The organism is Streptomyces sp. Y309, from assembly GCF_056712025.1.
Genome location: NZ_CM160048.1, coordinates 4,516,368 through 4,542,477, shown reverse-complemented (window position 1 = coordinate 4,542,477; position 26,110 = coordinate 4,516,368). Strand labels below are relative to the sequence as shown.

Genomic DNA, 26,110 nt, shown 5'->3' with positions numbered 1-26,110 from the left:
GGCATGGAGATGCCGAGGAACGAACGGTCGCCGGAGAACCCCCAGGTCCTGGTCGTGGGCCAGGACGGAATGGCTCTCGGAGGCGGAGACGACGAGTCCCGCGAAGTCCCGGTGACAGACATGGTCGAGCAGCCTGCGAAGGTCATGCGCATCGGCAGCATGATCAAGCAGCTTCTGGAGGAGGTGCGGGCGGCACCTCTGGACGAGGCGAGCCGGGTGCGCCTGAAGGAGATCCACCACAGCTCCGTGAAGGAGCTCGAGGACGGTCTGGCCCCCGAGCTCGTCGAGGAGCTGGAGCGGCTCTCGCTCCCCTTCACCGAGGAGGCGACGCCGAGCGACGCGGAACTGCGCATCGCGCAGGCCCAGTTGGTGGGCTGGCTCGAGGGTCTCTTCCACGGGATCCAGACGACGCTGTTCGCCCAGCAGATGGCCGCGCGGGCCCAGCTCGAGCAGATGCGCCGCGCGCTGCCGCCCGGCGCGACCGGGCACGAGGGCGGCGAGGAGGGCGGCATCGCGGGCCGCAGCGGCGGCCCTTACCTCTAGCCGTCAGGCACGGCCCGTACGAGGACACGTGCGGCACACGCACACGACCACACGACGAGGGGCCCGGCACACACTGTGTGCCGGGCCCCTCGTCGTGCTCACACTGTCAGGCGCGTCGCGCTGGCGCCGCTGCGGCAGCGCAGCCTCAGGCCGGGTTGCCCGTCGAGATGTCGAACTGGATGTCCACGTTCTTCGGGTCGAGGTCCTCGCCCGCCTTGGGCACGGTCCGCATGATCGTGTCCTCGCCGTACGTGTTCTCGTCGACCTTGTTCTTGTCGTAGTGCCAGCCGGCCGCCTGCAGGCAGGACAGCACCGAGCGCCAGTCCTTGAAGGCGAAGTCCGGCATCTTGATCTTGTTCGGGTCGTTATAGGCCTTCTCCGGCTCCGTGCACTCCGTCTTCTCGACGGTGTTCGTCCGGTCCGGGCCCCGGTGCCCCGCCACCGGCTTCTTCGACTCGTTGCCGCCGCCACCGTCGTCGTCGCCCCCGCCGCTCAGCGACACCGCGGCGATCACGCCGCCGATCGCGAGGAGAGCGACGACGATCGAGCCGATGATCACCGGCATGTTCCGCTTGCCGCCGCCCGAGCCCCCCGCACGGCCCGGTCCGCCGGACGGCGTGGCCGTCGCGGGCTGCGGGGAGAGGTTGTACGGAGGCGGCGTCTGGGACGCCTGCGGGGCGTACGCGTTCGTGGGTGCCGGGGTCTGGTAGCCCGGCTGGGGGTAGCCGTACCCCGGCGTGGGGGTGGGCGCGGGGGCCGGGGTCGCGGGGCCGTAGGGGCCCGGCTGGTACGGCGTCTGGACGCCGCCCGCGGCCGGCGCCGCGGTGTCGACCGGCGGGAACACCGCGGAGCCCACGCCCGCGCCGCTCGCGGTCTGCGCCCCGGGAACGATGCTGGGCGCCGCGGTCTGGAAGGACTGGGCGATCCGCAGGCACTCGTCGCGCATCGCCTCCGCGGTCGGGAAACGCTCGTTCGGGTTCTTCTTCAGCGCGCGGGCGACGAGCGCGTCGATCGCGGGCGGAAGGGAACGGTTGATCGAGGAGGGAGCGACGGGCTCCTCCTGGACGTGCGCGTACGCGATGGCGAGCGGCGAGTCCGCGTCGAACGGGAGCCGGCCCGTCACCAGCTGGAAGAGCATGATGCCGACCGAGTACAGGTCCGAGCGGGCGTCCACGCCGCGGCCGAGCGCCTGCTCGGGCGAGAGGTACTGCGGGGTGCCGACGACCATGCCGGTCTGCGTCATCGACGTGACGCCGGACTGCATGGCGCGGGCGATGCCGAAGTCCATGACCTTGACGACGTTGCGCTTCGTCATCATCACGTTGCCGGGCTTGATGTCGCGGTGGACCAGGCCCATTTCGTGGCTGATCTCCAGGGCCGCGAGCACATCGGCGGTGATCTTCAGGGCCTGGTCGGTGGGCATCGCGCCGTGCTGGCGGATGGCCGCGTCCAGGACCGAGCCGAGCGGCTTGCCCTCGACGTACTCCATGACGATGTACGGCATCATCGCGCCGTCCCCCGCGGCGGAGCCGCTGATGGACAACGTGTCCTCGCCGGTGTCGAAGACCGACACGATGTTCGTGTGCGTGAGCTTGGCCACGGCCTGGGCCTCGCGGCGGAAGCGCTCGCGGAAGGACTGCTCGCGGCCGAGCTCCGTGTGCAGTGTCTTGATCGCGACCTGGCGGTCGAGCACGGTGTCGTACGCGAGGTGCACCGAGGCCATGCCGCCCTCGCCGAGCAGATCGCGCAGCTGATAGCGGCCGCCGGCCAGTGAACTGCCCGCGTACCGGCCCTGAGCGCCGTCCTGGCTCATGTCGTGCGTCCCCCATCGGCGCGGGCGCGAGACGGCGCCGCGGCTGTGACTGTGGCTATGGGTGCGACCGAAGACGTCGTGGTGACGGTGATCGATCCGCTATTCCTGGCCAAGTCTGCCCGAGGGCAGTGACACGTCAAGCTCGGTGCCCGTTCCGTGACCGTACGCGCAAGAAGAGTCTCGGAAGCGTTACAAGTTTGCCCCGCCGGGCCCCCGGCGGGTTTGACGGCCGGTCCACGTCGGACCGGCGGCCCCCGAGAAGGCTGTAGCGTGGCACGGCGGAGGACCCCGTACCGCGCTCTATCACGGATCCGGTACACGCTCCTCACACGACGGACCACGATCAGAAACGACGGCGAGGACTGATGGCACAGACGCAGCGCGCTCAGGGCCCGTCCGACCCCGAGGCGACTGGCGGCGGTATGTCGGACTCACCTGAGATGTGGGGCAATGGCGGACTTGTCGGCGACGGCCGGTACCGGCTGACCCGCCGCCTCGGCCGCGGTGGCATGGCCGAGGTGTTCGCCGCCGAGGACGTACGTCTCGGCCGCACCGTCGCGGTCAAGCTGCTGCGCTCCGACCTCGCCGAGGACCCGGTGTCCAAGGCGCGCTTCACGCGCGAGGCGCAGTCGGTGGCCGGCCTGAACCACCACGCGGTCGTCGGGGTCTACGACTCCGGCGAGGACGTCATCAACGGCAACTCCGTGCCGTACATCGTGATGGAGCTCGTCGAGGGCCGCACGATCCGGGATCTGCTGATCAACGCGGAGGCCCCGGGTCCGGAGCAGGCCCTGATCATCGTGTCGGGCGTGCTCGAGGCGCTCGCGTACTCCCACCAGCACGGCATCGTGCACCGCGACATCAAGCCCGCGAACGTCAGCATCACCCATACCGGTGCCGTGAAGGTGATGGACTTCGGCATCGCGCGCGCCCTGCACGGGGCGCAGTCGACGATGACGCAGACCGGCATGGTCATGGGCACGCCGCAGTACCTCTCGCCCGAGCAGGCTCTCGGCAAGGCCGTCGACCACCGCAGTGACCTGTACGCGACCGGGTGTCTGCTGTACGAACTGCTCGCGCTGCGGCCGCCGTTCACCGGCGAGACGCCGCTGTCCGTGGTCTACCAGCACGTCCAGGACACTCCGGTGCCGCCGTCGGAGGTCTCCGACGCGGCGCCGCCGGAGCTCGACGGGCTCGTCATGCGCTCGCTCGCCAAGGACCCGGACGACCGCTTCCAGACCGCCGAGGAGATGCGCGGCCTGGTCCAGTACGGCCTGCAGATGCTGGCCGAGCAGGGCAGCCACACCGGGACCTGGAACACCGGTCCCGTCGAGCTGGCGGGCATGCACGAGGGCGCGCACACGCCCGCGATGGGTGTCGCCGGTACGGCCGCCATGCCGCACCCCGGTGACTCCGGTACGCAGGCGATTCCCGGGCCGATGCTGCGGCCTCCGGGCGGCGACGACGGCGGCTTCGACGGCGGGCACCGGGACGGGGGCCGCGGGGGCGGCCGCGGCAAGGTGTGGATCCTGGCCGTGCTCGCGGTGATCGCGATCGCGGCGGGTGTCGCCTTCGCGCTGTCCGCGGGGGACGACAACGGCGGCAAGAAGGACAAGACTCCTACGACGCCGTCGACGAAGCAGTCGCAGGAGAAGTCGCCCAGCAAGAGCAAGGACGAGGAGACGCCGGACGGGGCCACGCAGCCCGGCGGTGACGGCAGTGGCGGGCAGACCGGGGACTGGACGCAGCCGCCCACGCAGGACACGCACCAGCCGACGCAGCCGACGAATCCGCCCACCGATCCGACGGACCCGACGACCGGGCCGACCGATCCGCCGACCGATCCGACGGATCCGCCGACCGATCCGACCGATCCGCCCACCGATCCGACGGACCCGACGACCGATCCGACGGATGACGGGGGTAACAGTGAGGGTGCCGTTCAGGGGGGCGAGGGGGACACGGAGTGACCCTCTCGGTGCCGGGGCCGGCCACTGCTTGACCGTGCCCGGTACCGGGGCTGGCGTTACGGAGAGTGGGTTGCGCGGCGCCGCGGGGCCGCCCCTGTGCCCACCCGTGCCGCCCCCTGGGCGGCCCAGCTGCCCACAGGAGCGGCGGCAGCGGCAGCCGGGGCGCCGCCCGCAGGCTCGGCCGGGGCCTCGGCCGTAGGGCGGCCCGTCAAGGTGTGGACCTTGGCTGTTTGGGGGGTTATGGACAGGTACACCGGGTCGAAGAGGTCGCCGTCCACGTAGTGGGGGACCGGGCCGAAGAGGTGCTGTTCCGCGGGGGTCGGAGTGACCGTTTCGCACTGGCCGAGGAACTGGACGGTCCACTGGCCGTCGCGCTCCGTCTCGGTGCTGAGATTGTCCGCTCCGTACGCCACGACGCTGCCCGCGCACGCCTGGTGATAGCCGAAACCCCGGTGCATGCGCAGCAGGATGCGGCCGTCGACGACCACATGCCGCGCCACCGCGAGGAAGGGCAGCGCCCGCATGCTGGTCGCCACCCGGCCGTAGTCCGTGCGCCGCAGTAGTTCGTAGGCGAGCTGTTCTTCGGTCGGCTCCTCGGTCGGCATGTCCCCACCCTGCGCCACCCGCCTGCGCCGGAAAAAGAGCACCCTGCCCCGGAAGAGGGGGCCATAAGTCCCGTGTAAGCAGGCCAAGCCCTCAGCGCCGTTCGGCCTGCATTCGCGCCACGTACGCCGCAGCCTGCGACCTGCGCTCCATGCCCAGCTTGGACAGCAGGCTGGAGACGTAATTCTTGATGGTCTTCTCGGCGAGGTGCAGCCGCTCGCCGATGGCGCGGTTGGTCAGGCCCTCGCCGATCAGGTCGAGAATCTTGCGTTCCTGTTCGGTGAGGTTCGCGAGCCGGTCGTCACCCTTGGCGTTGTTGCCGTCGCGCAGGCGCTCCAGGACGCGGGCCGTGGCGACCGGGTCGAGCAGGGACTTTCCGGCGGCGACGTCGCGCACCGCGGTGAGCAGTTCATTGCCGCGAATGGCTTTCAGGACATAGCCGGAGGCGCCGGCCATGATCGCGTCGAAGAGGGCCTCGTCGTCGGCGAACGACGTCAGCATCAGGCATTTGATGGAGTCGTTCTGTGAACGGATCTCGCGGCACACCTCGACGCCGCTGCCGTCGGGAAGGCGCACGTCGAGGACCGCCACATCCGGCCGGGTGGCCGGAATGCGCACCAGCGCGTCCGCCGCAGTGCCGGCCTCGCCGACCACCTCGATGTCGGACTCCACGGAGAGCAGCTCATGGACTCCGCGCCGGACGACTTCGTGATCATCGAGCAGGAATACGGTGATTTTTCCTTCTTCGCGCACGCTGTCAGTGTCACACATCGGCTCTTCCCGTGCCCTAGGTGGGCGGGATAACGTGCCGGTGTTCCGGCCCCCTGCCAGGCTGTGATCAGGGCTGTGACCAGGCTGTGTTTCCGCGCTTCTCGATTTACTCGGATTTCCTAGCGGAATTTACTTGGAAATCCAAGCAAAATTGCAGGTCAGACGGGGTTTCACAGTTTTGGCACGCACTGGGTACCGTGCTTGGAGAAGGGCGCTCGCCGGGACGACTGTCACGCCTTGTCCCAGCCGAGCCGCACCCACCCCGTGCGACGGGCTGGAATCGGGCGAGCCGTACTGGTCTCCCGGTGGACCCCGGGGGCCGGACCGACGGAGGAGCACACGTGACCGTGGAAAGCACCGCCGCGCGCACACCGCGCCGCGCAGGCAGCGGCGGCAAACGCGCCAGTGCCAGCACCAGCACCAAGAAGAGCGCCGGCACCAAGAAGGACGTCGCTCGGGGCAAAGAGGCCGCTCGGGGCGGCGAGCCCGAGCTCGTACAGCTCCTGACCCCCGAGGGCGAGCGGGTCGAGAACGCCGCGTACGACGCGTACGTCGCCGACGTCACCCCGGACGACCTCCGTGCCCTGTACCGGGACATGGTTCTGACCCGCCGATTCGACGCGGAGGCAGTCACCCTGCAGCGACAGGGCGAGCTCGGCCTGTGGCCGTCGCTGCTCGGCCAGGAGGCCGCACAGGTCGGTTCGGGCCGCGCCTCCCGCGCGGACGACTACGTCTTCCCCACCTACCGCGAGCACGGCGTCGCCTGGTGCAAGGGCGTCGACCCGACGCTGCTGCTCGGCATGTTCCGCGGCGTGAACAACGGCGGCTGGGACCCCAACACCAACGGTTTCCAGCTCTACACGATCGTCATCGGCTCGCAGACGCTGCACGCCACCGGCTACGCGATGGGCGTGGCCAAGGACGGCGCGGACAGCGCGGTGATCGCCTACCTCGGTGACGGCGCCACCAGCCAGGGCGACGTGGCCGAGGCGTTCACGTTCTCGTCCGTCTACAACGCCCCGGTGGTGTTCTTCTGCCAGAACAACCAGTGGGCCATCTCCGAGCCGCCGGAGAAGCAGAGCCGGGTGCCGCTCTACCAGCGCGCGCAGGGCTACGGCTTCCCCGGCGTCCGCGTCGACGGCAACGACGTGCTCGCCTGTCTCGCGGTCACCAAGTGGGCCCTGGAGCGGGCGCGCGCCGGCGAAGGACCCTCGCTGATCGAGGCGTTCACGTACCGCATGGGCGCGCACACCACCTCCGACGACCCGACGCGCTACCGCCGCGACGAGGAGCGCGAGGCCTGGGAGGCCAAGGACCCGATCCAGCGGCTGCGGGCCCACCTGGAGGCCGAAGGTCACGCGGATGAGGGATTCTTCGCGGAACTCGAGGCCGAGAGCGAGACGTTGGGCAAACGAGTGCGGGACGTGGTGCGGGCGATGCCGGACCCCGAGCCGATGTCGATCTTCGAGAACATCTACGCGGACGGCCACGCGCTCGTGGACGAGGAGCGCGCCCAGTTCGCCGCCTACCAGGCGTCGTTCGTGGACGCGCCTGTGAACGCCGCCGCGGGCGGGGAGGTCAAGTAGTCATGGCCGTACAGAAGTTGCCGATCGCGAAAGCGATCAACGAATCTCTGCGGGCGGCGCTCGACGCCGACCCGAAGGTCCTCGTCATGGGCGAGGACGTCGGCAAGCTCGGTGGCGTCTTCCGGGTGACCGACGGCCTGCAGAAGGACTTCGGCGAGGACCGGGTCATCGACACCCCGCTCGCCGAGTCCGGCATCATCGGCACGGCCATCGGCCTCGCCCTGCGCGGGTATCGCCCGGTGGCGGAGATCCAGTTCGACGGCTTCGTCTTTCCCGCGTACGACCAGATCGTCACGCAGCTCGCCAAGATGCACGCGCGGGCGCTCGGCAAGATCAAGGTGCCGGTCGTCATCCGCATTCCGTACGGCGGCGGCATCGGCGCCGTAGAGCACCACAGCGAGTCCCCGGAGTCGCTGTTCGCGCACGTCGCGGGCCTGAAGGTGGTCACGCCGTCCAACTCATCGGACGCGTACTGGATGCTTCAGCAGGCCATCCAGAGCGACGACCCGGTGATCTTCTTCGAGCCCAAGCGGCGGTATTGGGACAAGGGCGAGGTCAACACCGACGCCATCCCGGACCCGCTGCACAAGGCCCGCACGGTCCGCGAGGGCACCGACGCGACCCTCGTGGCGTACGGCCCGATGGTGAAGACCTGCCTGGAGGCGGCCACGGCCGCCGCCGAGGAGGGCAAGTCCCTGGAGGTCGTCGACCTGCGCTCCATCTCGCCGCTCGACTTCGACACGGTGCAGGCCTCGGTCGAGAAGACCGGCCGCCTGATCGTGGTGCACGAGGCGCCGGTGTTCTTCGGCTCGGGCGCCGAGATCGCCGCGCGCATCACGGAGCGGTGTTTCTACCACCTGGAGGCGCCGGTGCTGCGGGTCGGCGGCTTCCACTCCCCGTATCCACCCGCGCGGGTGGAAGAGGACTATCTGCCGGGCCTCGACCGAGTGCTCGACGCCGTCGACCGCTCGCTGGCGTACTGAGGGAGAGGTCGTGACGACAATGACTGACACCGCTTCGGCCGTCCGCGAGTTCAAGATGCCCGATGTGGGCGAGGGGCTCACCGAGGCCGAGATTCTCAAGTGGTATGTCGCGCCGGGGGACACCGTCACCGACGGACAGGTCGTCTGCGAGGTGGAGACGGCCAAGGCCGCCGTCGAGTTGCCCATCCCGTTCGACGGGACAGTGCGGGAGCTCCGGTTCCCGGAGGGGTCCACGGTCGATGTGGGCCAGGTGATCATTACCGTGGGTGCGGCCGGGGGTGCGGTCCCTGAGGCCGAGGCTGCCGCCGAGGCTGCGCCCGCCGAGGCCGAGGCCGAGGCCGAGGCGCCCAAGGGGCGCCAGCCGGTTCTCGTCGGGTACGGGGTCTCCGAGTCCTCCACCAAGCGCCGGGCCCGCAAGCCCGCGCCCGGCCAGGAGGAGGAGCCGCCCGCCGCGACGTACTACGCGGCGGCGGTGCAGGGCGAGATGAACGGCCACGCCGCGCCGCCCGAGGCACCGGCCCCGGTCCCCGCTCCGGCGGCCCCGGGCACCCGCCCCCTCGCCAAGCCCCCCGTTCGCAAGCTCGCCAAGGACCTTGGCGTCGATCTCGCCGCTGTCACGCCGACCGGCCCCGACGGGATCATCACCCGTGAGGACGTGCACGCGGCGGCGGCCCCCGCCCCGGCGGCGGCCCCGCCGTCCGTCGAGGCCCCGGCGCCCACGGCCGCGCAGGGTGTCGAGAGGGCGGCGCCCGGCGACGGGCGCGAGACCCGCGTGCCGATCAAGGGTGTCCGCAAGGCCACCGCGCAGGCGATGGTCGGCTCGGCCTTCACGGCACCGCACGTCACGGAGTTCGTGACGGTGGACGTGACGCGCACGATGAAGCTGGTCGAGGAGCTCAAGCAGGATCGTGCCTTCGAGGGCCTGCGGGTGAACCCGCTGCTGCTCATCTCCAAGGCGCTGCTGCTCGCGATCCGCCGCAACCCGGACGTGAACGCCGCCTGGGACGAGGCCAACCAGGAGATCGTCCAGAAGCACTATGTGAACCTGGGCATCGCCGCGGCCACCCCGCGCGGCCTGATCGTGCCGAACATCAAGGACGCGCACGCCAAGACCCTGCCGGAACTGGCCGGTGCGCTCGGCGAGTTGGTGGCGACGGCCCGCGAGGGCAAGACGTCGCCCGGCGCCATGCAGGGCGGCACGGTGACGATCACGAACATCGGTGTCTTCGGCATCGACACGGGCACGCCGATCCTGAACCCCGGCGAGTCCGCGATCCTCGCGGTCGGCGCGATCAAGCTCCAGCCGTGGGTCCACAAGGGCAAGGTGAAGCCGCGTCAGGTGACCACCCTCGCGCTGTCCTTCGACCACCGCCTGGTGGACGGGGAGCTGGGCTCGAAGGTGCTCGGCGACGTGGCGGCGATCCTGGAGCAGCCGAAGCGGCTGATGACCTGGGCGTAAGCGCCCGCCGGTACGAGGACGGGGCCCGCCGCGATGTGCGGCGGGCCCCGTCCTCGTACTCAGGAAATCCCGTACTCAGGAACTACCGGCGGCTAGGCCACCTTGAAGCCGTAGTCCATGATCTTCTTCGCGTCCTTCAGCCGGTTCGCCGAGGACGTCGACGTGAGCACCGTGCCGATGACCGTCTTGCCGTTGCGGGTCGCCGCGAAGACCAGGCAGTACTTCGCCTGCGGGCCGGAGCCCGTCTTCACACCGATGGCGCCGCGGTAGGAGCCGAGCAGCGCGTTGGTGTTCTTCCACGGCGCCATGGTGCGGGTGCCGCCGTTCTTCATCTTCGTCTTCGCCGTGTACGACTTCGTCTTCACGATCGTGCGGAACTGCGAGTACTTCATCGAGTTGCTCGCGAGCTTCGACAGGTCGCGCGGCGTCGAGTAGTTGGCGCCGTTGCTGATGCCGTCGAACGAGTCGAAGTGCGTGTTCTTCAGCTTCAGGTCCTTGGCCGTCTTGTTCATCTGGCCGATGAAGGACTTCACGCGTGCGGCGCGGGACGAGCCCTTGCCGTACTTGTCCGCGAGGGCGTACGCGGCGTCGCAGCCGGACGGCAGCATCAGCCCGTACAGGAGCTGGCGGACCGTCACCTTGTCGCCCACGATCAGGCGGGCGTGCGAGGCGTTGTTGCGGACGATGTAGTCGCTGTACGCCTTCTGGATGGTGACCTTCGAGTCCAGGTTGAGGTTCCGCTGGCCGAGGACCACCCGGGCGGTCATTATCTTCGTCGTCGAGCCGGTGGCGCGGCGGGTGTCCGCGGCCTTGCCGAACAGTTCCTTGCCCGTGCCGTTGTTCATCAGGAAGCCGCCCTTGGCGGCGATGGACGGCTTGGGCGGCGCGGCGGCCTGCGCGGGAGCGACGACGGCGCCCGTGGTCAGGACGGCTCCGGCGGTGACGGCAGCGGCTGCGCTTATACGGCGCACGCGCACGCCCGGGGTGCGGATTCTCAAGATGAACGCTCCGTTGTTCCCTGCTGATGAGGTAGTTGGCGGCTTTTGTTCCCAATGCCCTGGAAAATCAGCCGACATGGGGAGCCGCCACAGTGAAGACTCACGAGGGGCCGGAACGGATGCATGCGAAACAGGTAAAGGTGCGGCCAAGTATGTGATCTTGCGTGCAAGGCGACGTGATCTTGCCTGCGACTCGGAGGGGCCTGCGAGCCGGAGGGGCGGTCCTCGGCCATCCGTCCGGATCGTGGACCGTCCTGTCCGCGTATACGTGTTGTATCTATGCTGTGCGCATGCCAGCCGCGCCGTCCGTCCCCCTGCCCCCCTCCCTCAAGCAGCCCCCCGCCGCCGAGCGCGTCTACGCGCACGTCAAACAGGCCGTCCTGGAGCGCCGTTACGAGGGCGGCACCCTCCTCACCGAGGGCGAGCTCGCCGAGGCCGTGGGCGTCTCCCGCACGCCGGTGCGCGAGGCGCTGCTCAAGCTGGAGGTCGAGGGGCTGCTCCGGCTCTACCCGAAGAAGGGCGCCCTGGTCCTGCCGGTCTCCGCACAGGAGATCGCGGACGTGGTCGAGACCCGGCTGCTCGTCGAGACGCACTCGGCCCGCAAGGCCGTGCCCGCGCCGCCCGGACTGCTCGACCGGCTGACGGAACTCCTGGAGAAGCAGCGGGAGCAGGCCGCGGCCGGCGACCTCGCCGCGGCGGCGGTCACCGACCGCTGCTTCCACGCCGAGATCGTCCGCAGCGGCGGCAACGACATCCTCTCCCGCCTCTACGACCAGCTCCGCGACCGCCAGCTGCGGATGGGCGTCGCCGTGATGCACTCCCACCCCGACCGCATCGCCAAGACCCTCGCCGAGCACGAGGAGATCCTCGCGGCTCTCACGGCCGAGGACGCCGACGCCGCGGTGGATGTGGTCACGCGGCACGTCGGCTGGTTCCAGCACCTCGCCCGCGGAGCCGCACGATGACCACCGACGCGGCGGCGCCCGGCGCGGCCCGGCTGCCCGGGGACCCGCCCGGCGGCCGGCGCGCCGTCCTGGTCTGGTCCACCGGCGTCGCCGTCTACTTCGTCGCCGTCATCTTCCGCACCTCGCTGGGCGTCGCGGGCCTGGACGCCGCCGACCGCTTCCACGTCAACGCGTCCGCCCTGTCGACGTTCTCGATCCTCCAGCTCCTCGTGTACGCGGGCATGCAGATACCCGTGGGCCTGATGGTCGACCGGCTCGGCACCAAGAAGGTCCTCACCCTCGGCGCGGTCCTGTTCACCCTCGGCCAGCTCGGCTTCGCGCTCTCGCCCTCGTACGGCATGGCCCTCGCCTCGCGCGCGCTGCTCGGCTGCGGCGACGCGATGACGTTCATCAGCGTGCTGCGGCTCGGCACGCGCTGGTTCCCGGCCCGGCGCGGCCCGCTGGTCGCCCAGCTCGCCGGGCTCGTCGGCATGGCGGGCAACCTCGTCTCCACCCTCGTCCTGGCCCGCCTGCTGCACGAGGTCGGCTGGACCACCGCGTTCGCGGGCAGCACGCTCGCCGGTGTCGTCGTCCTCGTACTGATGACGCTGTTCCTGAAGGACCACCCGGAGGGCCACGGTCCGGAACCGGTCGGGGCGCGCCGGGCCGGTGGCGCGGGATCCGCGCGCGGCCTGAGCCCCGGCTACGTACGCGAACAGATCGCGCTGTCCTGGCGGGAACCCGGCACCCGGCTCGGCCTGTGGGTGCACTTCACGACGCAGTTCCCCGCGATGGTGTTCCTGCTCCTGTGGGGCCTGCCGTTCCTCGTCGAGGCGCAGGGGCTCTCGCGGGGCGCGGCGGGGGACCTGCTCACGCTGGTCGTCCTCGCCAACATGGCGATCGGGCTCGTGTACGGACAGGTCGTCGCCCGGCACCACGCGGCGCGGCTGCCGCTGGCGCTCGGCACGGTGGCGGCGACGGCGGCGCTCTGGGCGGTCACGCTGGCCTACCCGGCGGAGCACGCGCCGCTGTGGCTGCTCGTGGTGCTGTGCGTGGTGCTCGGCGCCTGCGGCCCCGCCTCGATGATCGGCTTCGACTTCGCGCGGCCCGCGAATCCGCCGGAGCGGCAGGGGACGGCGTCCGGCATCACCAACATGGGTGGTTTCATCGCCTCGATGGTGACGCTGTTCGCCATCGGTGTGCTGCTCGACGCGACCGGTGACAACTACCGGATCGCCTTCTCCGCGGTCTTCGTCCTGGAGGCGCTCGGCGTCAGCCAGATCCTGCGGCTGCGGACGCGGGCGGCCCGGCGGGAGCGGGAGCGGCTCGTGGCCAGCCGGGTGGAGACGGTGCACGTCCCGGCGTGAGATCGCCGTGATCCGGACAGGTTCTGTCCGGGGCGCGGCCGGGTTCCGGGCAGGTCCCGGAACCCCCGGCCTGCGTGCTACGGCGTGACCGCGAAGTCCCCCAGGATCGCGTCGCCCAGCTCCTGGTCGCCCTCGATCTTCACCCGGTCCTTGACGGACGCGTACGTCACGCGCCCGCAGGCGAGCCGGAAGTACGTGTCCCAGTCCATGCCGATGGTGGCGAGCGGCCCGAGCGAGGGGGCGCTGTCCACCGTGGCCTTGCCCTCCGCGTCGACGCGGACCGTGCGCAGGAACTCGACCGGGCCGCTGACATCGAAGACGACCGCCGAGTTCGCGGGGGCGCCCGCCTTCTCCGCGACGACCTTCGGCAGCCCCTGCAGCAGCAGGTCACGGGCGACGTACGCACCCGGCGAGTCCAGGTTCCCCGGCTTCTTCAGGGCCGTGCGCAGGTCCTGCTCGTGCACCCACACGTCGAACGCCCGCACCCGCGTGGCGAGTTCCAGGGTCTGCTCGGTGCCGAGCGGGCCGCGCACCTTCGTCGACGGATCGCGGGACTCGTTCCTGAGCTGCCGCGAGCGGCGGATGATCGTGTACTCCAGCTCGCCGGTCATCTCGGGCGCCGTGTGGTGGCGGCGCACGTCGACCTGCATCTCCATGTAGCGCTGGCTCTCGTTCGTCACGTGGTAGAGGTCGCGCGGCAGGGTGTGGATGGGGCGCGGGTCGCCGAGCATCTCGCAGTCGAGGCCGATGACATGGGAGACGATGTCCCGGACCGACCAGCCCGGGCACGGGGTCGCCCGGTTCCACTCTCCCTCGGGGAGTGGTGTGACCAGCTCGGATATCGCTTCCACTGCGTGGGTCCAGGCATCGGCGTAGGTTTGAAGGCTGGGATGGAGACTCACGGGACCCCTCGGCGGTCGTACGCGGGCGGTGGGTGTCTTGGACCGCTAAGTTACGCTGCCCACGGGCACCCCTGCAGTGCTTTCGTGTGACGATCGTAGGCCCAGTTGACGGCTCGAATGCCAGGACGGTGGTAGTGTGCGCGCCTCTCTCCTCCAGATCGCCGTAGACGATGAGGAATCGGTCAATTCCCGTAGGCAGCGCGTCTCTTCGCTGGTGCGCGAGGTCGCCGAGCGCGAGGGTTCCGGTCTGATCGTCCTGCCCGAACTGTGGACGACGGGGGCGTTCGCGTACGAGTCCTTCGCGGCGGAGGCGGAGCCGGTCGAGGGTCCCACGTACGAGGCGATGGCCAAGGCCGCGCGGGAGGCCGGGGTGTGGCTGCACGCCGGATCGATCCCCGAGCGCGCCCCCGACGGAGCCCTCTACAACACCTCCCTCGTCTTCTCGCCCGAGGGCGAGCTCGCCGCCGCGTACCGGAAGATCCACCGCTTCGGCTTCGACAAGGGCGAGGCCGTCATGATGGGCGCGGGCACGGAACTGGTCACCGTCCGCACGCCCGAGACCGTCCTCGGCCTCGCCACCTGCTACGACCTCCGCTTCCCCGAGCTCTTCCGGGGGCTCGTCGACGCGGGCGCCGAGGTGTTCGTGGTGCCGGCGGGGTGGCCCGCGCGGCGCCGGGCGCACTGGTCGCTGTTCGCGCGGGCGCGGGCCGTCGAGGACCAGGTGTTCGTCCTGGCCTGCGGGACGGCGGGGACGCACGCGGGGGTGCCGCAGGCGGGGGCCAGCGTGGCGGTCGACCCGTGGGGCGAGGTGCTCGCCGAGTCTGAGGGAGCCGAGGAAGACATCCTCACCGTCGACCTCGACCTCGAGAAGGTCGCGGAGACGCGGGAACAGTTCCCGGCCCTGAAGGACCGCAGGTTGCCGTAACGGTTGCCGTCGGCCTGGGCTGCCTTGAGGGTCGGGAGCCGCCCCTGGCGGCCCAGCTGCCCACAGCGGGAGCGGGCGGGTCGGCAAAGTCCGCTGCGGTACGAAGGGCCCCGTAAGGGGCGCGGGGAACTGCGCGACCAGCCCCCACCGGGCCGCAGGTTTGGCACAGCACATCCAGCGAAGCGCTTACTCCGCCGCGCCGCGCTCCTTCTCCGCTAGGCGGATCACGCAGATGGCGATGGCCAGGAGCAGCGCCGGGTCCGCGTCCTCGCGGGTGATGTGCAGGCCGTACGTGTCGCGGACACGGAACCAGCGCCGTGAGATGTCCGCGAGGAGTTCGCCGTCGTACTCGATGGCGAACTCGCGGTCCAGGATCTTGCCGCTCACATCGAGCTCGGTGCCGTCGGCGAGCGCCACCCGGTAGTGGTTGCGCAGCAGGGACAGCCGCTTGCGCTTCACCGTGGCGAGCGGCTCGCCCTCGCGCTCGATCACCATCGTGTCGCGCAGGGCGAGCATCTTCGCCCGGATGTCGATGAGCACCCGCCCCTGCATGTCCTTCAGCTCGAAGGTCTCCCGCAGGCGCATCGCCTTGCCGTCGACGAAGAAGACCTTGCGGCCCTGGTCGTCCTCGATCCAGTAGTCGTCACCGATGCCGAACAGCCGGTCGCGTACGAGAAGTCTCATGCGGCCATGAGTACCCCGAAACGGGCGATTTGCCCTTACGGGCCGTCCGGTTCAGCCTTCGAGGAACGCGAGCAGCGCGTCCGCCAGCATGTGCGGGTCGTCGGCGCCGCACAGCTCGCGCGCGCTGTGCATCGACAGGATCGCCACGCCCACGTCGACCGTCTTGATGCCGTGCCGCGCCGCCGTGATCGGGCCGATCGTGGTGCCGCAGGGCATCGCGTTGTTCGAGACGAACGACTGGAACGGCACGCCCGCCTTCTCGCAGGCGGCGGCGAAGACGGCGCGGCCGCCGCCGTCGGTGGCGTAACGGTTGTTGACGTTGACCTTCAGGATCGGGCCCTGGTTGGCGCGCGGGTGGTGCGTCGGGTCGTGCCGCTCGGCGTAGTTGGGGTGCACGGCGTGGCCGGTGTCGGAGGACAGACAGACGGTGCCCGCGAAGGCGCGCGCCTTGTCCTCGTACGTCCCGCCGCGCGCGAACACCGACCGCTCCAGGACCGTGCCGAGCAGCGGGCCGTCGGCGCCGGTGTCGGACTGCGAGCCGTTCTCCTCGTGATCGAAGGCGGCGAGCACGGGGATGTACGGCAGCTCGTCGGCGCCCGGGGCGGTGGCGGCGGTGGCGAGGGCCGCCGTGCCGGCGTGCACGGACAGGAGGTTGTCCATGCGGGGGCCCGCGAGCAGCTCGCGGTCGCGGCCGAGGTAGGCGGGCGGCTCGACGGAGTGCGTCATCAGGTCCCAGCCGGTGATGTCGGCCGCGTCCAGGCCGCACTCCTCGGCGACGAAGCGGATCAGGTCGCCCTCGCGGACGTCGTCGCCGAGCCCCCAGATGGGCTGCATGTGCTTCTGCTTGTCGAGCTTCAGGCCCTCGCTGACGACCCCTCGGTCCATGTGGATGGCCAGTTGGGGTACGCGGAGCAGGGCGCGGTCGATGTTGACCAGGCGTGACGTTCCGTCCCGCAGGGACAGGCGGCCGGCCAGGCCCAGGTCCCGGTCCAGCCAGGAGTTGAGCAGCGGGCCGCCGTAGATCTCGACGGCGACCTGGCGCCAGCCGTGCCCGCCGGTGTCCGGCAGGGGCTTGACGCGCAGGTTCGGGGAGTCGGTGTGGGCGCCGACGATGCGGTACGGAGTGTGCGGGGCGGCGCCCTCCGGCACGAACCACGCGATGATCGCGCCGCCGCGCAGCACGTACTTGCCGCCGGTGCCGGCGTCCCAGGCGTCGGTCTCGCCGACCTGGCGGAAGCCGGCCTTCTCCAGGCGTTCGGCGGCGCTCGCCACGGCGTGGTACGGCGATGGGCTCGCCGCCAGGAAGGTGATGAGGTCGTCGGTGTGGCCGCGGTCGAAGCGGGCGCGTGTGCTCATGGCGTCACCTTAGCCAGGCGCGCCCTGAGCCCGTCGCGGGCCGCGTGCGCGGGGCTGGGCGGTCGTTTTTCTGTGCCGCGCCGCGGGGGTTGTTCCTGTCCCGCCGCTCCGCGGCGGATCTCTCCCACCCGCCCGCCCGTTTCCAGTCGACCGCGGGGTGGGCGTCTCCTGCGGGGGTTGCCCGCCGTCGGCGGGTGCGGGTGCGGTGACGCGGGGTGGCGAGGGGCCGCAAGGGTTCCGCTCCCGCTGTGGGCAGTCGTGCCGCAGGGCGGCACGGGTGGGCACAGCCCCGGTCGGCGGTCACTTGACGGTGGCGTGCATCGTTGTGCCCCCGGCGGCGGGAAAGGCGGTGGCCCGCGTCCCCGGGGCGGGGGAGCGGGCCACCTGGGTGAGGGGGGTTAGAACGCCGCCTCGTCGAGCTCCATGAGGTCGAGGGTCACGCCCTCGGACAGGGCACGCTCGGTGGCGACACCGGGCAGCACGTTCGCAGCGAAGAACTTCGCGGCGGCGATCTTGCCCTGGTAGAACGCCTGGTCCTTCGCGGAGGCGGTCTCCAGCTTTTCGGCGGCCACGGCGGCACCACGCAGCAGCAGATACCCGACGACGACGTCGCCGGAGGCGAGCAGGAGACGGGTGGTGTTGAGGCCCACCTTGTAGATGGACTTGACGTCCTGCTCCGTGGCCGCGAGGTCCGTCAGCATGACGCCGACCATGGCCTCCAGCTCGACGGCCGCCTTGGCCAGCTCCTCCCGCGCCCCGGCGAGCTGCTCGCCCCCGGTGCCGACGGCGAGGAACTTCTTGATCTCCTCGGCGAGACCGTTCAGCGCGGCACCCTGGTTGCGGACGATCTTCCGGAAGAAGAAGTCCTGGCCCTGGATGGCGGTCGTGCCCTCGTACAGCGTGTCGATCTTGGCGTCGCGGATGTACTGCTCGATCGGGTACTCCTGGAGGTAGCCCGAGCCGCCGAACGTCTGGAGCGACTGCGCCAGCTGCTCGTAGGCCTTCTCCGAGCCGTACCCCTTCACGATCGGCAGGAGCAGGTCGTTCAGGGCGTGGAGCTGCGCGGCGTCCTCGCCGGCCGCCTCCTTGACGGCGATGTCGTCCTGGACGGCGGCGGTGTGCAGCACGAGCGCGCGCATGCCCTCCGCGTACGCCTTCTGCGTCATCAGGGAGCGGCGTACGTCCGGGTGGTGAGTGATCGTCACCTTCGGCGCGGCCTTGTCCATGAACTGGGCGAGGTCGGGGCCCTGGACGCGCTCCTTGGCGTACTCGAGGGCGTTCAGGTAGCCCGTCGACAGCGTCGAGATCGCCTTTGTGCCGACCATCATCCGGGCGAACTCGATGATGCGGAACATCTGGCGGATGCCCTCGTGCTTGTCGCCGATCAGCCAGCCCTTGGCGGGGTGCTTGTCGCCGAACGTCATCTCGCACGTGTTGGAGGCCTTCAGGCCCATCTTGTGCTCGACGTTCGTCGCGTATACGCCGTTACGGGCGCCCAGCTCGCCGGTCTCCCAGTCGAACTCGTACTTCGGCACCAGGAAGAGGGACAGGCCCTTGGTGCCGGGGCCGTGGCCCTCGGGGCGGGCGAGGACGTAGTGGAGGATGTTCTCCGACATGTCGTGCTCACCCGAGGTGATGAAGCGCTTCACGCCCTCGATGTGCCAGGAGCCGTCCGCCTGCTGCACGGCCTTGGTGCGGCCCGCGCCCACGTCCGAGCCGGCGTCCGGCTCGGTGAGGACCATCGTCGAGCCCCACTGCTTCTCGACGGCTATCTCGGCGATCTTCTTCTGCGCCTCGTTGCCCTCGTCGAAGAGGATGCCGGCGAAGGCCGGGCCGGAGGAGTACATCCAGACCGCCGGGTTGGCGCCGAGCAGCAGCTCCGCATACGCCCAGATGAGGGAGCGGGGGGACGTGGTGCCGCCGATCTCCTCGGGGAGGCCGAGGCGCCAGTACTCGGAGTCCATGAAGGCCTGGTAGCTCTTCTTGAAGGAGTCCGGGATCGGCGCGGTGTTGGTCTCCGGGTCGAAGACCGGCGGGTTGCGGTCCGCGTCCTCGTACGATTCGGCCAGCTCGTTCTCCGCGAGGCGGCACAGCTCGCTGAGGATGCTCTTGGCGGTCTCGACGTCCATCTCCGCGAACGGGCCGCTGCCGTACAGCTTGTCGCGGCCGAGCACCTCGAAGAGGTTGAACTCGATGTCGCGGAGATTCGACTTGTAGTGCCCCATGGCGACGGCTCCGTAAGTGGCTTGGGAGGCTGGAATCCTCGTGGGCGTACCAGTAAGTAGCTAGTCGTTGTAAATGATGCTACCCGTCGGTAATAAGAGGCAACCCCTGATGGCCCAAGTGTGAGCAGGGTCTATTCGGCGGGCCCGGCTTCGGTCTCGGCCAGGAAGCCGCTGATCAGGCGCTGCCACCGTGTGGGGTCCTCGGCGAAGGGGAGGTGGCCGGTTCCTATCTCGGCCACCCGGGCGCCCTGGATGCCTGCCGCGACCTCGCGCTGGAGGGCGAGCGGGACCAGCTGGTCCTGCGTGGTCGTGATGACCAGGGTCGGGGCGGTGACGGCGGGCAGGTCGGCGCGGACGTCCGTGCGGAGGACCAGGTCCACGTGGTCCACGGTGCCCGCCGGGACCGATTCCGCCGTGCCTCTGAGGGCCTCCGTGAGCTGCTGCGGGGACAGGGTGTCCAGAGCCTGTGGGCTCAGGGCGAGCGGGAGCAGGAAGCGGGCCAGCTTGTCCCGGTCACGGGACGAGTCGCCGGCGGATGCCAGGTGGTGCCAGGTCTGGGCGGTGAGGGTCATGCGGGTGTCGGGGCGGGTGAAGGGGGCCGTCAGGATCAGGGCCTTCACCCGGGACGGGTGGCGGGCCGCGGTGCGGATGGCCACTGCCGTGCCCAGGGAGTATCCCGCCAGGGCGAAGGTGTCCGCGCCCTCCGCGTCTGCCGCCGCGATCAGTTCGTCCGCGAGGGTGTCCAGGGTGAGGGGTGCTTGGGCGCGGGGCGTCTTCCCCGAGCCCGGGTAGTCCACGGCCACGGCTCTGTGGGTTGCCGCCAGGGCGGGGAGGATCGGGCCGTAGTTCGCGGCCACGGAGCCGCCTGCGCCGTGGGCCAGGAGCAGGGTGGGGCCCCTGCCGGTGGCGGTACGGGCGTACGGCGCCGCGGTTGTGCTCGTGCGTGCGCTTGTGACCATGCGTGGGTCCCCCCTCGGCTCGACTATCTGTAGCCCCCGCTACAAAAACGGTAGCCGCCCTCACCTCAATTTGTCTAGCGCCCACTACATAAACCTCCGCCGCAGGCGAGGCTGCCCCCGCCGTATCGGCACCGTCGGCGTGCTGATGCCCTTCCCCTCACATATCGCCCCCGTCGGCCTGGGCTGTGCCCACCCGTGCCGCCCTGCGGCACGACTGCCCACAGCGGGGTGAGTGCCCTTACAGCCGCAGTCGCCGACGGCGGGGCACCCCCGCCAGGGGTGTTCGCCTTGCGGTCGGCTGGAAACGGGTGGGGCGGGTGGGGGAGAGGTGGGGACCCGGGGCCCACGGTTCCGGTGACTGCGTACGGCGCCCCCGCCAGGATCGGTACGCTGGCGGGTATGTACGGCTACGACCAGCACGCGGGTGTCGGGCAGGGGTACGTCCCACCGCAACAGCCGCCGCCGCAAGCGCAGATGCCCGGTGGTTACGGCCAGCAGCCCCCGCTGTATCCGGAGCCGTCGCCCCCGTCCCTCGCGGACGCGGTGCGCGCGTTCACCACGGGCTCGATGTCCGCCGAGGACTTCCAGCAGGTCTTCGCGACCTCCAAGGTGTACTGCCCGCGCGGTGACAACCCGGGCTTCCTCGCGCTGCACAACACCCAGCAGCCGGTCATCCCGATGTTCACGTCGCTCAAGGAGCTGCGCCGGTACGCCGGCAAGGACTCCAAGTACTTCGTGATCACCGGCGCGGAGGTCATCGACCTGCTGCCGACCGGCTACGGCTTCGTCCTCGACATGGAGGGCGAGCACCGCATGGTGTTCGACGCGAAGGCCGTCGAGCAGATGGTCGACTTCGCCATGCGCCGCATGTACGGCTAGCCCCGCGCGGGCTCCCTGCGCGGGGCTCCCCGCGCGGCCACGCGGTTTCGGCCAAGGACCCCGCCCCTTTCGATCACCCGGACGCCCGGAGGGAATGCCCTCCGGGCGTTCCGTGTTCCAAGTGGCAGAAAGTTCTACGTTCAACTAACCTGAGCGTACAAGGAGGTCCCACCCATGCCCGCAGTGACCGTCGAGAATCCGCTGACCCTGCCCAAGGTGACCGCCCCGGCCGACGCCGTGGCGCGCCCCGTGCTCGTCGTGACGACCGCGCCGGGCGGCTTCGAGGGCGAAGGGTTCCCGGTGCGCCGTGCCTTCGCCGGGATCAATTACAAGTACCTCGACCCGTTCATCATGATGGATCAGATGGGCGAGGTGGAGTACGCCGCCGGGGAGCCCAAGGGCACGCCCTGGCACCCGCACCGCGGCTTCGAGACCGTGACGTACCTGATTGACGGAACGTTTATTCACCAGGACTCCAACGGTGGCGGCGGGACCATCCGGAACGGCGACACCCAGTGGATGACGGCCGGGTCCGGGCTGCTCCACATCGAGGCGCCGCCGGAGTCGCTCGTCATGTCCGGCGGGCTCTTCCACGGGCTCCAGCTGTGGGTGAACCTGCCGGCCAGGGACAAGATGATGGATCCGCGGTATCAGGACATCCGGGGTGGGCAGGTGCAGTTGCTGACCACCGGGGACGGGGGTGCGTTGCTGCGGGTCATCGCCGGTGAGCTGGATGGTCACCAGGGGCCCGGGATCACCCACACCCCGATCACCATGATCCACGCGACCGTGCGGCCCGGGGCCGAGGTGACGATTCCCTGGCGGGAGGACTTCAATGGGCTTGCCTATGTGCTGGCGGGGCGCGGGACGGTCGGGGCCGAGCGGCGACCCGTCCACCTCGGGCAGACCGCCGTCTTCGGAGCCGGCGGCTCGCTGACCGTCCGGGCGGACGAGAAGCAGGACACCCATACGCCCGACCTGGAGGTCGTGCTTCTGGGTGGGCAGCCGATTCGGGAGCCGATGGCGCACTATGGGCCGTTCGTGATGAACACCCGTGCGGAGCTGCAGCAGGCCTTTGAGGACTTCCAGAAGGGTCTGCTTGGGTCGGTGCCCGCCGTCCACGGGATGTGACCCCGTGCGTGGGGCAGCCCGGGCCGGGTTGGGTGGCCGTTGACGTAACGGGCGCCGTCGGCCTGGGCTGCCTTTAAGGGTCGGGAGCCGCCCTGCGGCACGACTGCCCACAGCAGGCAGCGGAAGGCTGGCCACCCACGGCTGGGAGAGGGCGGTCCAGCCGCCCACAGCAGGTGGCGGAAACCCCGCTGCCCACAGCAGGGAGCGGAGCAGGGAACGGGCGGCCCAGCCGCCCACAGCAAGGCGGAAAGCCCGCTGCCCACAGCGGTGAGCGGGGCGGATCGTGGTCGCCCACAGCTGTGAGCGGCGTACCCGGGGCGGCCGTCCGGCCTACGTCCCGTGTGCGTGGGCCGGGGCCCCGTGTTCGGCTGGTGGCGTGCATTCGCTTCTGCCCGAAGTTGCGCGGCGTGTTGCCGCCTGGTGTGTGGTTGTTCTGCTGGTTGCCGGTGTGGCCGGGGTCGGGGTGTGGCTGTGCACGGTGCTGAAGACGGCCGTCACGCCCGTGCTGCTCGCGCTGCTCGGGACGGCGCTGCTCGGGCCGTTGTACCGGCGCCTGGTGAAGATGCGGGTGCACCGTTCGCTGGCGGCGGGGCTGACCTGCGCCGCCGTGCTCGCGGTCGTCGGCGGGGCGACGTACATCGTGGTCGCGGCGCTCATCGACACCGGGGACCAGATCATCTCGTCCCTGAAGCAGGCCGCCGACGACCTGTCGAAGCACTTCGGGGCGGCCGGCACCTCGCTCGAGGACCTCGCGTCCAACTCCAAGGACCTGCTCGGCAAGTTCGGCGGCACCGCCGCGTCCGGTGTGGTCAGCGGGATCAGCGTGGTGGGCGAGATGATCGCCACCGCCGTGCTGGCGCTGCTGCTCGTGTTCTTCTTCCTGCGGGACTCGCACAAGACCGCGGGCGCCCTGCGCTCGCTGGTGCCCGCGGCCTCCGCCGACACCGTCGAGGCGATGGCGCGGCGCGCGTTCACGGCCGTCGAGGGCTTCATGCGCGGTACGACGTTCATCGCGCTCATCGACGCCGTGTGCATCACCGTCGGCCTGCTGATCCTGCGTGTGCCGGGCGCCGCCGGGCTCGGCGCGCTGGTCTTCGTCGGCGCCTACATCCCGTACCTGGGAGCGTTCCTCTCGGGCGCCGTCGCCGTCCTCGTCGCGCTCGCCGACCGCGGCCTGGCGATCGCGCTGTGGGCGCTCGGCGTGGTCCTCGCGGTGCAGGTGCTCGAAGGGCACGTACTGCAGCCGATGATCCAGAGCCGCACCGTGCAGATGCATCCGGCGGTGGTGATGCTGGCGATCACCGCGGGGGCGTCCGTCGCCGGGATCATCGGGATGCTGCTCGCCGTGCCGCTGACGGCGGCCGCCTTCGGTGTCGTCTCCGAACTGCGCGCCCGCTACGGCGCCTCGGCCCCGCCCACGCCGGCCCCCGCGACGTCTCCCTCGACCGCGCCGCCCGGCTCGGCACGCGCCCCCGGGGACCCCGCAGCCCCCGGAGACTCTTCGTAGAGCTCGAACCAGATGCTCTTGCCCTCGCCCCGCGGATCCACTCCCCACCGCTCCGCGAGCAGCTCCATGAGCACCAACCCGCGCCCGGACGAGGCGAGTTCGCCGGGGTGGCGCTTGTGCGGCAGGTCGTCGCTGCCGTCGGCGACCTCCACCCGGAGCCTGCGCGTGCCCTCCTCGCCGGTGACCTCGGCGACCAGGAGCGCGTCGCCGTCGGTGTGCACGAGCACGTTGGTGATCATCTCGGAGACCAGCAGGACCGCCGAGTCGACCTGGTCGGGGTCCGCCCAGTCGTGCAGCAGGTCCCGCAGATGGCCGCGGGCGCCCGCCACGCGCTCCGGCTCGGCCTGCGCGATGGTCAGCATCGTGCGGCGGGTGCGGGCGCGCTGCTCGGGATGGCCGGTGCGGCGCAGCAGCAGGACCGCTATGTCGTCCTCGCGGCGGTCGGCGAGCGGTCCCGTGGTGTAGTGCGAGGACGGCCCGTGCACGGCCTGCACGAGGGTGTCGGCGAGCGCCTCCAGGCTGTCGCTCTCGGCCGCCTGCGCCTCGTAGGTGTCGTACGCCTCCGGGCCCCCGCGATCCGGACGGTCCGGTCGGACCGCGCGCTCCGCATGACCTGCGCGCTCCGCGCGATCTGCGCGCTCCGGACGCTCCGTGCGGTCTTCGTAGTCCTCGAGGATCTTGCGGATCCGCGACCAGCCCGTCTCCAGGTCGTGGCCGCCGGTCTCGATGAGGCCGTCCGTGCAGACCAGCATGGTCTCGTCGGCGTCCAGGACGAGGCGGGTCGTCGGGTAGTCGGCGTCCGGGTCGATGCCGAGCGGCAGGCCGCCCGCGATGGGCCGCTGCAGGACCGTTCCGTCGCTCATGCGTATGACGGGCTCGGGGTGGCCCGCGCGGGCTATCTCCAGGACGCCGGTCGCCGGATCGGCCTCTACGTAGAGACACGTCGCGAAGCGCGAGTCGTCCAGGGTGTCCTTGCCGCCGTGGTCGTCGCGGGTGTCCGTCGAGCCATAGGTGATGGTGTCCGTGATGCCGGACAGGAAGCGGGTGGCGCGTGACAGGACCGCGTCCGGGCGGTGCCCTTCGGAGGCGTACGCGCGCAGGGCGATGCGCAACTGCCCCATCAGCCCCGCCGCCCGCACGTCGTGGCCCTGTACGTCGCCGATGACGAAGGCGATGCGGCCGCTGGGCAGCGGGATCACGTCGTACCAGTCGCCGCCGACCTGGAGGCCGCCGCCCGTCGGCACGTAGCGCGCGGCCACGCTCATGCCGGGGATCTCCGGGCCGAGCACCGGCAGCATGGAGCGCTGCAGGCCCTCGGTCAGCTCCCGCTCGGACTCCGCGACCCCGGCCCGCGACAGCGCCTGCGCGAGCATGCGGGCGACCGTCGTCAGGACGGACCGCTCGTCGGGCGTGAACGACACGGGGTACGTGAACGCCGCCATCCACGCGCCCATGGTGCGGCCCGCGACGGTCAGCGGCAGGAACGCCCACGACTGCCGCTCGAAGCGCGAGGCGAGCGGCCAGGTGGTCGGGTAGCGGCGGCGGTACTCCTCCGGAGAGGACAGGTACACGGCGCGGCCGGTGCGCAGCACCTCGGCGGCGGGGTAGTCGGTGTCCAGGGGCATGGAGGCGAGCGGATCGTCGTCTCCGTAGCCGTGGTGTCCGTGGTGGCCGACGACCGTCAGGCGGTCGGCCTTGGCGCCGAAGACGGCCAGGCCGTCCGGCGAGAACCCCGGCATCGACAGGCCCGCCGCGACCCGCAGGACCTCCTCCGTGGAGCGTGCCTCCGCGAGCGCGCGGCCCGCGTCGAGCAGGAAGGCCTCGCGGGAGCGGCGCCAGTCGCCCGTCACGGGCGTGCGGGCGGCCGCTCCGGGGGCGGGCTCGGAGACCTCCTGGAGGGTGCCGATGAGCTCGTACGTGCTCGCCTCGGGGTGCACGATCGGCTTGGTGCGGCTGCGTACCGTACGCAGCACGTGGCGGCCCTGTTCGTCCATGATCCGCAGCCGGGCCTCGGCGAGGGTGCCCTCGGCGACGGCGAGCTGCACGATGCCGTGGATCTCGTTCCAGTCGACGGGGTGGAAGCGGGAGCGTACGGCCGCCTCGGTGGTGGTCCTGGCGTGCGGCGGCAGGCCAAGGAGGCGGGCCGCCTCGGCGTCGAGGGTGACGACTCCGGTGGCGTTGTCCCAGCGCCACAGGCCGGTCGCGATGGCCGCGAGGACGTCGCTCACGGGTGGGAGGGAGTCCCGGTCGGGAGGCAGGGAGGTGTCCCCCACCTGCTCGCGGGGCTCATCGGTGCGCATTGAATCACTGTAGGAACAGTGACGTACCCCTCGCCACCTTGTGCTCCCTCGGCCGAAGGGGCGGCAACCCGTTCCCGTGACTGTCGGACCCGGGCTGCCCGAGGGGCCGGGGCAGCGGAGGGCGGGATGTCTGCCCCGGCACCGGGGGTGCCCGAATACGCAGGGGAAGTGATCTTCCGCCGGACGGTAGCCTTGACTGCCAGCA

21 protein-coding genes are annotated in these 26,110 nt (G+C 70.8%); 11 read left to right on the top strand and 10 right to left on the bottom strand.

The features are described 5' to 3' along the window. The first annotated feature begins 3 nt into the window (after positions 1 to 3). Positions 4 to 543: a bacterial proteasome activator family protein gene (locus AC0KTA_RS18185; RefSeq protein WP_481056170.1), complete on the top strand. Its 540-nt coding sequence runs from the start codon at positions 4 to 6 to the stop codon at positions 541 to 543. Positions 544 to 688: 145 nt separating this feature from the next. Here the strand turns inward: AC0KTA_RS18185 and AC0KTA_RS18180 are convergent, their stop codons facing one another. Beyond that, positions 689 to 2,356 carry a protein kinase domain-containing protein gene (locus AC0KTA_RS18180; RefSeq protein WP_481056169.1) on the bottom strand — a complete coding sequence of 556 codons (1,668 nt, stop codon included), beginning with the start codon at positions 2,354 to 2,356 and terminating at the stop codon, positions 689 to 691. A 365-nt stretch (positions 2,357 to 2,721) separates the two neighbouring features. Between AC0KTA_RS18180 and AC0KTA_RS18175 the strand changes: the two genes are divergently transcribed. Beyond that, the gene (locus AC0KTA_RS18175; RefSeq protein ID WP_481056168.1) at positions 2,722 to 4,326 is read left to right on the top strand and encodes a protein kinase domain-containing protein; all 1,605 of its coding nucleotides are present in this window, start codon (positions 2,722 to 2,724) and stop codon (positions 4,324 to 4,326) included. Between the two features lie 56 nt (positions 4,327 to 4,382). On the opposite strand, the gene AC0KTA_RS18170 is transcribed toward AC0KTA_RS18175, so the two are convergent. Next, a complete protein-coding gene (locus AC0KTA_RS18170) occupies positions 4,383 to 4,931 on the bottom strand; it encodes a pyridoxamine 5'-phosphate oxidase family protein (protein WP_481056167.1) in 549 nt (182 codons plus the stop codon). Positions 4,932 to 5,022: 91 nt separating this feature from the next. Continuing rightward, positions 5,023 to 5,682 (bottom strand): response regulator, encoded by a 660-nt coding sequence (locus tag AC0KTA_RS18165; protein ID WP_481056166.1) that lies wholly within the window; start codon positions 5,680 to 5,682, stop codon positions 5,023 to 5,025. Positions 5,683 to 6,041: 359 nt separating this feature from the next. Between AC0KTA_RS18165 and pdhA the strand changes: the two genes are divergently transcribed. From pdhA to AC0KTA_RS18150, 3 genes are read left to right on the top strand one after another with little or no spacing between them, the layout of a single operon-like run. Then, the gene (gene pdhA / locus AC0KTA_RS18160; protein ID WP_481056165.1) at positions 6,042 to 7,286 is read left to right on the top strand and encodes a pyruvate dehydrogenase (acetyl-transferring) E1 component subunit alpha; all 1,245 of its coding nucleotides are present in this window, start codon (positions 6,042 to 6,044) and stop codon (positions 7,284 to 7,286) included. Positions 7,287 to 7,288: 2 nt separating this feature from the next. After that, on the top strand, positions 7,289 to 8,269 hold the full coding sequence (locus AC0KTA_RS18155) for an alpha-ketoacid dehydrogenase subunit beta (protein WP_481056164.1): 981 nt from the start codon (positions 7,289 to 7,291) through the stop codon (positions 8,267 to 8,269). Positions 8,270 to 8,279: 10 nt separating this feature from the next. Then, positions 8,280 to 9,728: a dihydrolipoamide acetyltransferase family protein gene (locus AC0KTA_RS18150; protein ID WP_481056163.1), complete on the top strand. Its 1,449-nt coding sequence runs from the start codon at positions 8,280 to 8,282 to the stop codon at positions 9,726 to 9,728. 92 nt (positions 9,729 to 9,820) lie between these two features. On the opposite strand, the gene AC0KTA_RS18145 is transcribed toward AC0KTA_RS18150, so the two are convergent. Beyond that, positions 9,821 to 10,699, bottom strand: coding sequence for a D-alanyl-D-alanine carboxypeptidase family protein (locus AC0KTA_RS18145; protein WP_481056162.1), 879 nt, complete (start codon positions 10,697 to 10,699; stop codon positions 9,821 to 9,823). A 317-nt stretch (positions 10,700 to 11,016) separates the two neighbouring features. On the opposite strand from AC0KTA_RS18145, the gene AC0KTA_RS18140 reads away from it, so the two are divergent. Continuing rightward, positions 11,017 to 11,691, top strand: a complete 675-nt coding sequence (locus AC0KTA_RS18140; RefSeq protein WP_481056161.1) for a GntR family transcriptional regulator — start codon at positions 11,017 to 11,019, stop codon at positions 11,689 to 11,691. Next, positions 11,688 to 13,037 carry an MFS transporter gene (locus tag AC0KTA_RS18135; protein WP_481056160.1) on the top strand — a complete coding sequence of 450 codons (1,350 nt, stop codon included), beginning with the start codon at positions 11,688 to 11,690 and terminating at the stop codon, positions 13,035 to 13,037. Before AC0KTA_RS18140 ends, AC0KTA_RS18135 begins: the two co-directional genes overlap by 4 nt. A 77-nt stretch (positions 13,038 to 13,114) precedes the next feature. Here AC0KTA_RS18135 and AC0KTA_RS18130 read toward each other — a convergent pair whose 3' ends face one another. After that, on the bottom strand, positions 13,115 to 13,939 hold the full coding sequence (locus AC0KTA_RS18130) for a maleylpyruvate isomerase family mycothiol-dependent enzyme (RefSeq protein ID WP_481056159.1): 825 nt from the start codon (positions 13,937 to 13,939) through the stop codon (positions 13,115 to 13,117). A 136-nt stretch (positions 13,940 to 14,075) separates the two neighbouring features. Between AC0KTA_RS18130 and AC0KTA_RS18125 the strand changes: the two genes are divergently transcribed. Beyond that, positions 14,076 to 14,864: a carbon-nitrogen family hydrolase gene (locus AC0KTA_RS18125; protein ID WP_481056158.1), complete on the top strand. Its 789-nt coding sequence runs from the start codon at positions 14,076 to 14,078 to the stop codon at positions 14,862 to 14,864. A 186-nt stretch (positions 14,865 to 15,050) separates the two neighbouring features. Here AC0KTA_RS18125 and AC0KTA_RS18120 read toward each other — a convergent pair whose 3' ends face one another. From AC0KTA_RS18120 to AC0KTA_RS18105, 4 genes are all read right to left on the bottom strand, one after another. Then, complete coding sequence (locus AC0KTA_RS18120; RefSeq protein ID WP_481056157.1) at positions 15,051 to 15,548, bottom strand: LURP-one-related/scramblase family protein; 498 nt, start codon at positions 15,546 to 15,548, stop codon at positions 15,051 to 15,053. A 51-nt stretch (positions 15,549 to 15,599) separates the two neighbouring features. Then, positions 15,600 to 16,904, bottom strand: a complete 1,305-nt coding sequence (locus AC0KTA_RS18115; RefSeq protein WP_481056156.1) for a M18 family aminopeptidase — start codon at positions 16,902 to 16,904, stop codon at positions 15,600 to 15,602. A gap of 398 nt (positions 16,905 to 17,302) precedes the next feature. Beyond that, on the bottom strand, positions 17,303 to 19,129 hold the full coding sequence (locus AC0KTA_RS18110) for an acyl-CoA dehydrogenase (RefSeq protein ID WP_481056155.1): 1,827 nt from the start codon (positions 19,127 to 19,129) through the stop codon (positions 17,303 to 17,305). Positions 19,130 to 19,260: 131 nt separating this feature from the next. Then, a complete protein-coding gene (locus AC0KTA_RS18105; RefSeq protein ID WP_481056154.1) occupies positions 19,261 to 20,088 on the bottom strand; it encodes an alpha/beta fold hydrolase in 828 nt (275 codons plus the stop codon). A gap of 399 nt (positions 20,089 to 20,487) precedes the next feature. Here AC0KTA_RS18105 and AC0KTA_RS18100 point away from each other — a divergent pair, with 399 nt between their 5' ends. The 3 genes from AC0KTA_RS18100 (at position 20,488) to AC0KTA_RS18090 (ending at position 23,605) form a co-directional block, all read left to right on the top strand. Continuing rightward, positions 20,488 to 20,967, top strand: coding sequence for an SseB family protein (locus tag AC0KTA_RS18100; protein WP_016645691.1), 480 nt, complete (start codon positions 20,488 to 20,490; stop codon positions 20,965 to 20,967). A gap of 174 nt (positions 20,968 to 21,141) precedes the next feature. Next, the gene (locus AC0KTA_RS18095; RefSeq protein ID WP_481056153.1) at positions 21,142 to 22,098 is read left to right on the top strand and encodes a pirin family protein; all 957 of its coding nucleotides are present in this window, start codon (positions 21,142 to 21,144) and stop codon (positions 22,096 to 22,098) included. Positions 22,099 to 22,474: 376 nt separating this feature from the next. Further along, the gene (locus AC0KTA_RS18090) at positions 22,475 to 23,605 is read left to right on the top strand and encodes an AI-2E family transporter (RefSeq protein ID WP_481056152.1); all 1,131 of its coding nucleotides are present in this window, start codon (positions 22,475 to 22,477) and stop codon (positions 23,603 to 23,605) included. Here AC0KTA_RS18090 and AC0KTA_RS18085 read toward each other — a convergent pair. Beyond that, complete coding sequence (locus AC0KTA_RS18085) at positions 23,494 to 25,905, bottom strand: ATP-binding SpoIIE family protein phosphatase (RefSeq protein WP_481056151.1); 2,412 nt, start codon at positions 25,903 to 25,905, stop codon at positions 23,494 to 23,496. The genes AC0KTA_RS18090 and AC0KTA_RS18085 overlap by 112 nt on opposite strands. Positions 25,906 to 26,110: the final 205 nt, after the last annotated feature.

Excerpts from the sequence above, each read along its gene's own strand:
- AC0KTA_RS18095 (WP_481056153.1), top strand. The coding sequence starts at position 21,142 with ATGCCCGCAGTGACCGTCGAGAATCCGCTGACCCTGCCCAAGGTGACC.
- AC0KTA_RS18135 (WP_481056160.1), top strand. The coding sequence starts at position 11,688 with ATGACCACCGACGCGGCGGCGCCCGGCGCGGCCCGGCTGCCCGGGGAC.
- AC0KTA_RS18110 (WP_481056155.1), bottom strand. The coding sequence starts at position 19,129 with ATGGGGCACTACAAGTCGAATCTCCGCGACATCGAGTTCAACCTCTTC.
- AC0KTA_RS18105 (WP_481056154.1), bottom strand. The coding sequence starts at position 20,088 with ATGGTCACAAGCGCACGCACGAGCACAACCGCGGCGCCGTACGCCCGT.
- AC0KTA_RS18115 (WP_481056156.1), bottom strand. The coding sequence starts at position 16,904 with ATGAGCACACGCGCCCGCTTCGACCGCGGCCACACCGACGACCTCATC.
- AC0KTA_RS18155 (WP_481056164.1), top strand. The coding sequence starts at position 7,289 with ATGGCCGTACAGAAGTTGCCGATCGCGAAAGCGATCAACGAATCTCTG.
- AC0KTA_RS18085 (WP_481056151.1), bottom strand. The coding sequence starts at position 25,905 with ATGCGCACCGATGAGCCCCGCGAGCAGGTGGGGGACACCTCCCTGCCT.
- AC0KTA_RS18170 (WP_481056167.1), bottom strand. The coding sequence starts at position 4,931 with ATGCCGACCGAGGAGCCGACCGAAGAACAGCTCGCCTACGAACTACTG.
- AC0KTA_RS18120 (WP_481056157.1), bottom strand. The coding sequence starts at position 15,548 with ATGAGACTTCTCGTACGCGACCGGCTGTTCGGCATCGGTGACGACTAC.
- AC0KTA_RS18100 (WP_016645691.1), top strand. The coding sequence starts at position 20,488 with ATGTACGGCTACGACCAGCACGCGGGTGTCGGGCAGGGGTACGTCCCA.
- AC0KTA_RS18175 (WP_481056168.1), top strand. The coding sequence starts at position 2,722 with ATGGCACAGACGCAGCGCGCTCAGGGCCCGTCCGACCCCGAGGCGACT.
- AC0KTA_RS18180 (WP_481056169.1), bottom strand. The coding sequence starts at position 2,356 with ATGAGCCAGGACGGCGCTCAGGGCCGGTACGCGGGCAGTTCACTGGCC.
- AC0KTA_RS18140 (WP_481056161.1), top strand. The coding sequence starts at position 11,017 with ATGCCAGCCGCGCCGTCCGTCCCCCTGCCCCCCTCCCTCAAGCAGCCC.
- AC0KTA_RS18185 (WP_481056170.1), top strand. The coding sequence starts at position 4 with ATGGAGATGCCGAGGAACGAACGGTCGCCGGAGAACCCCCAGGTCCTG.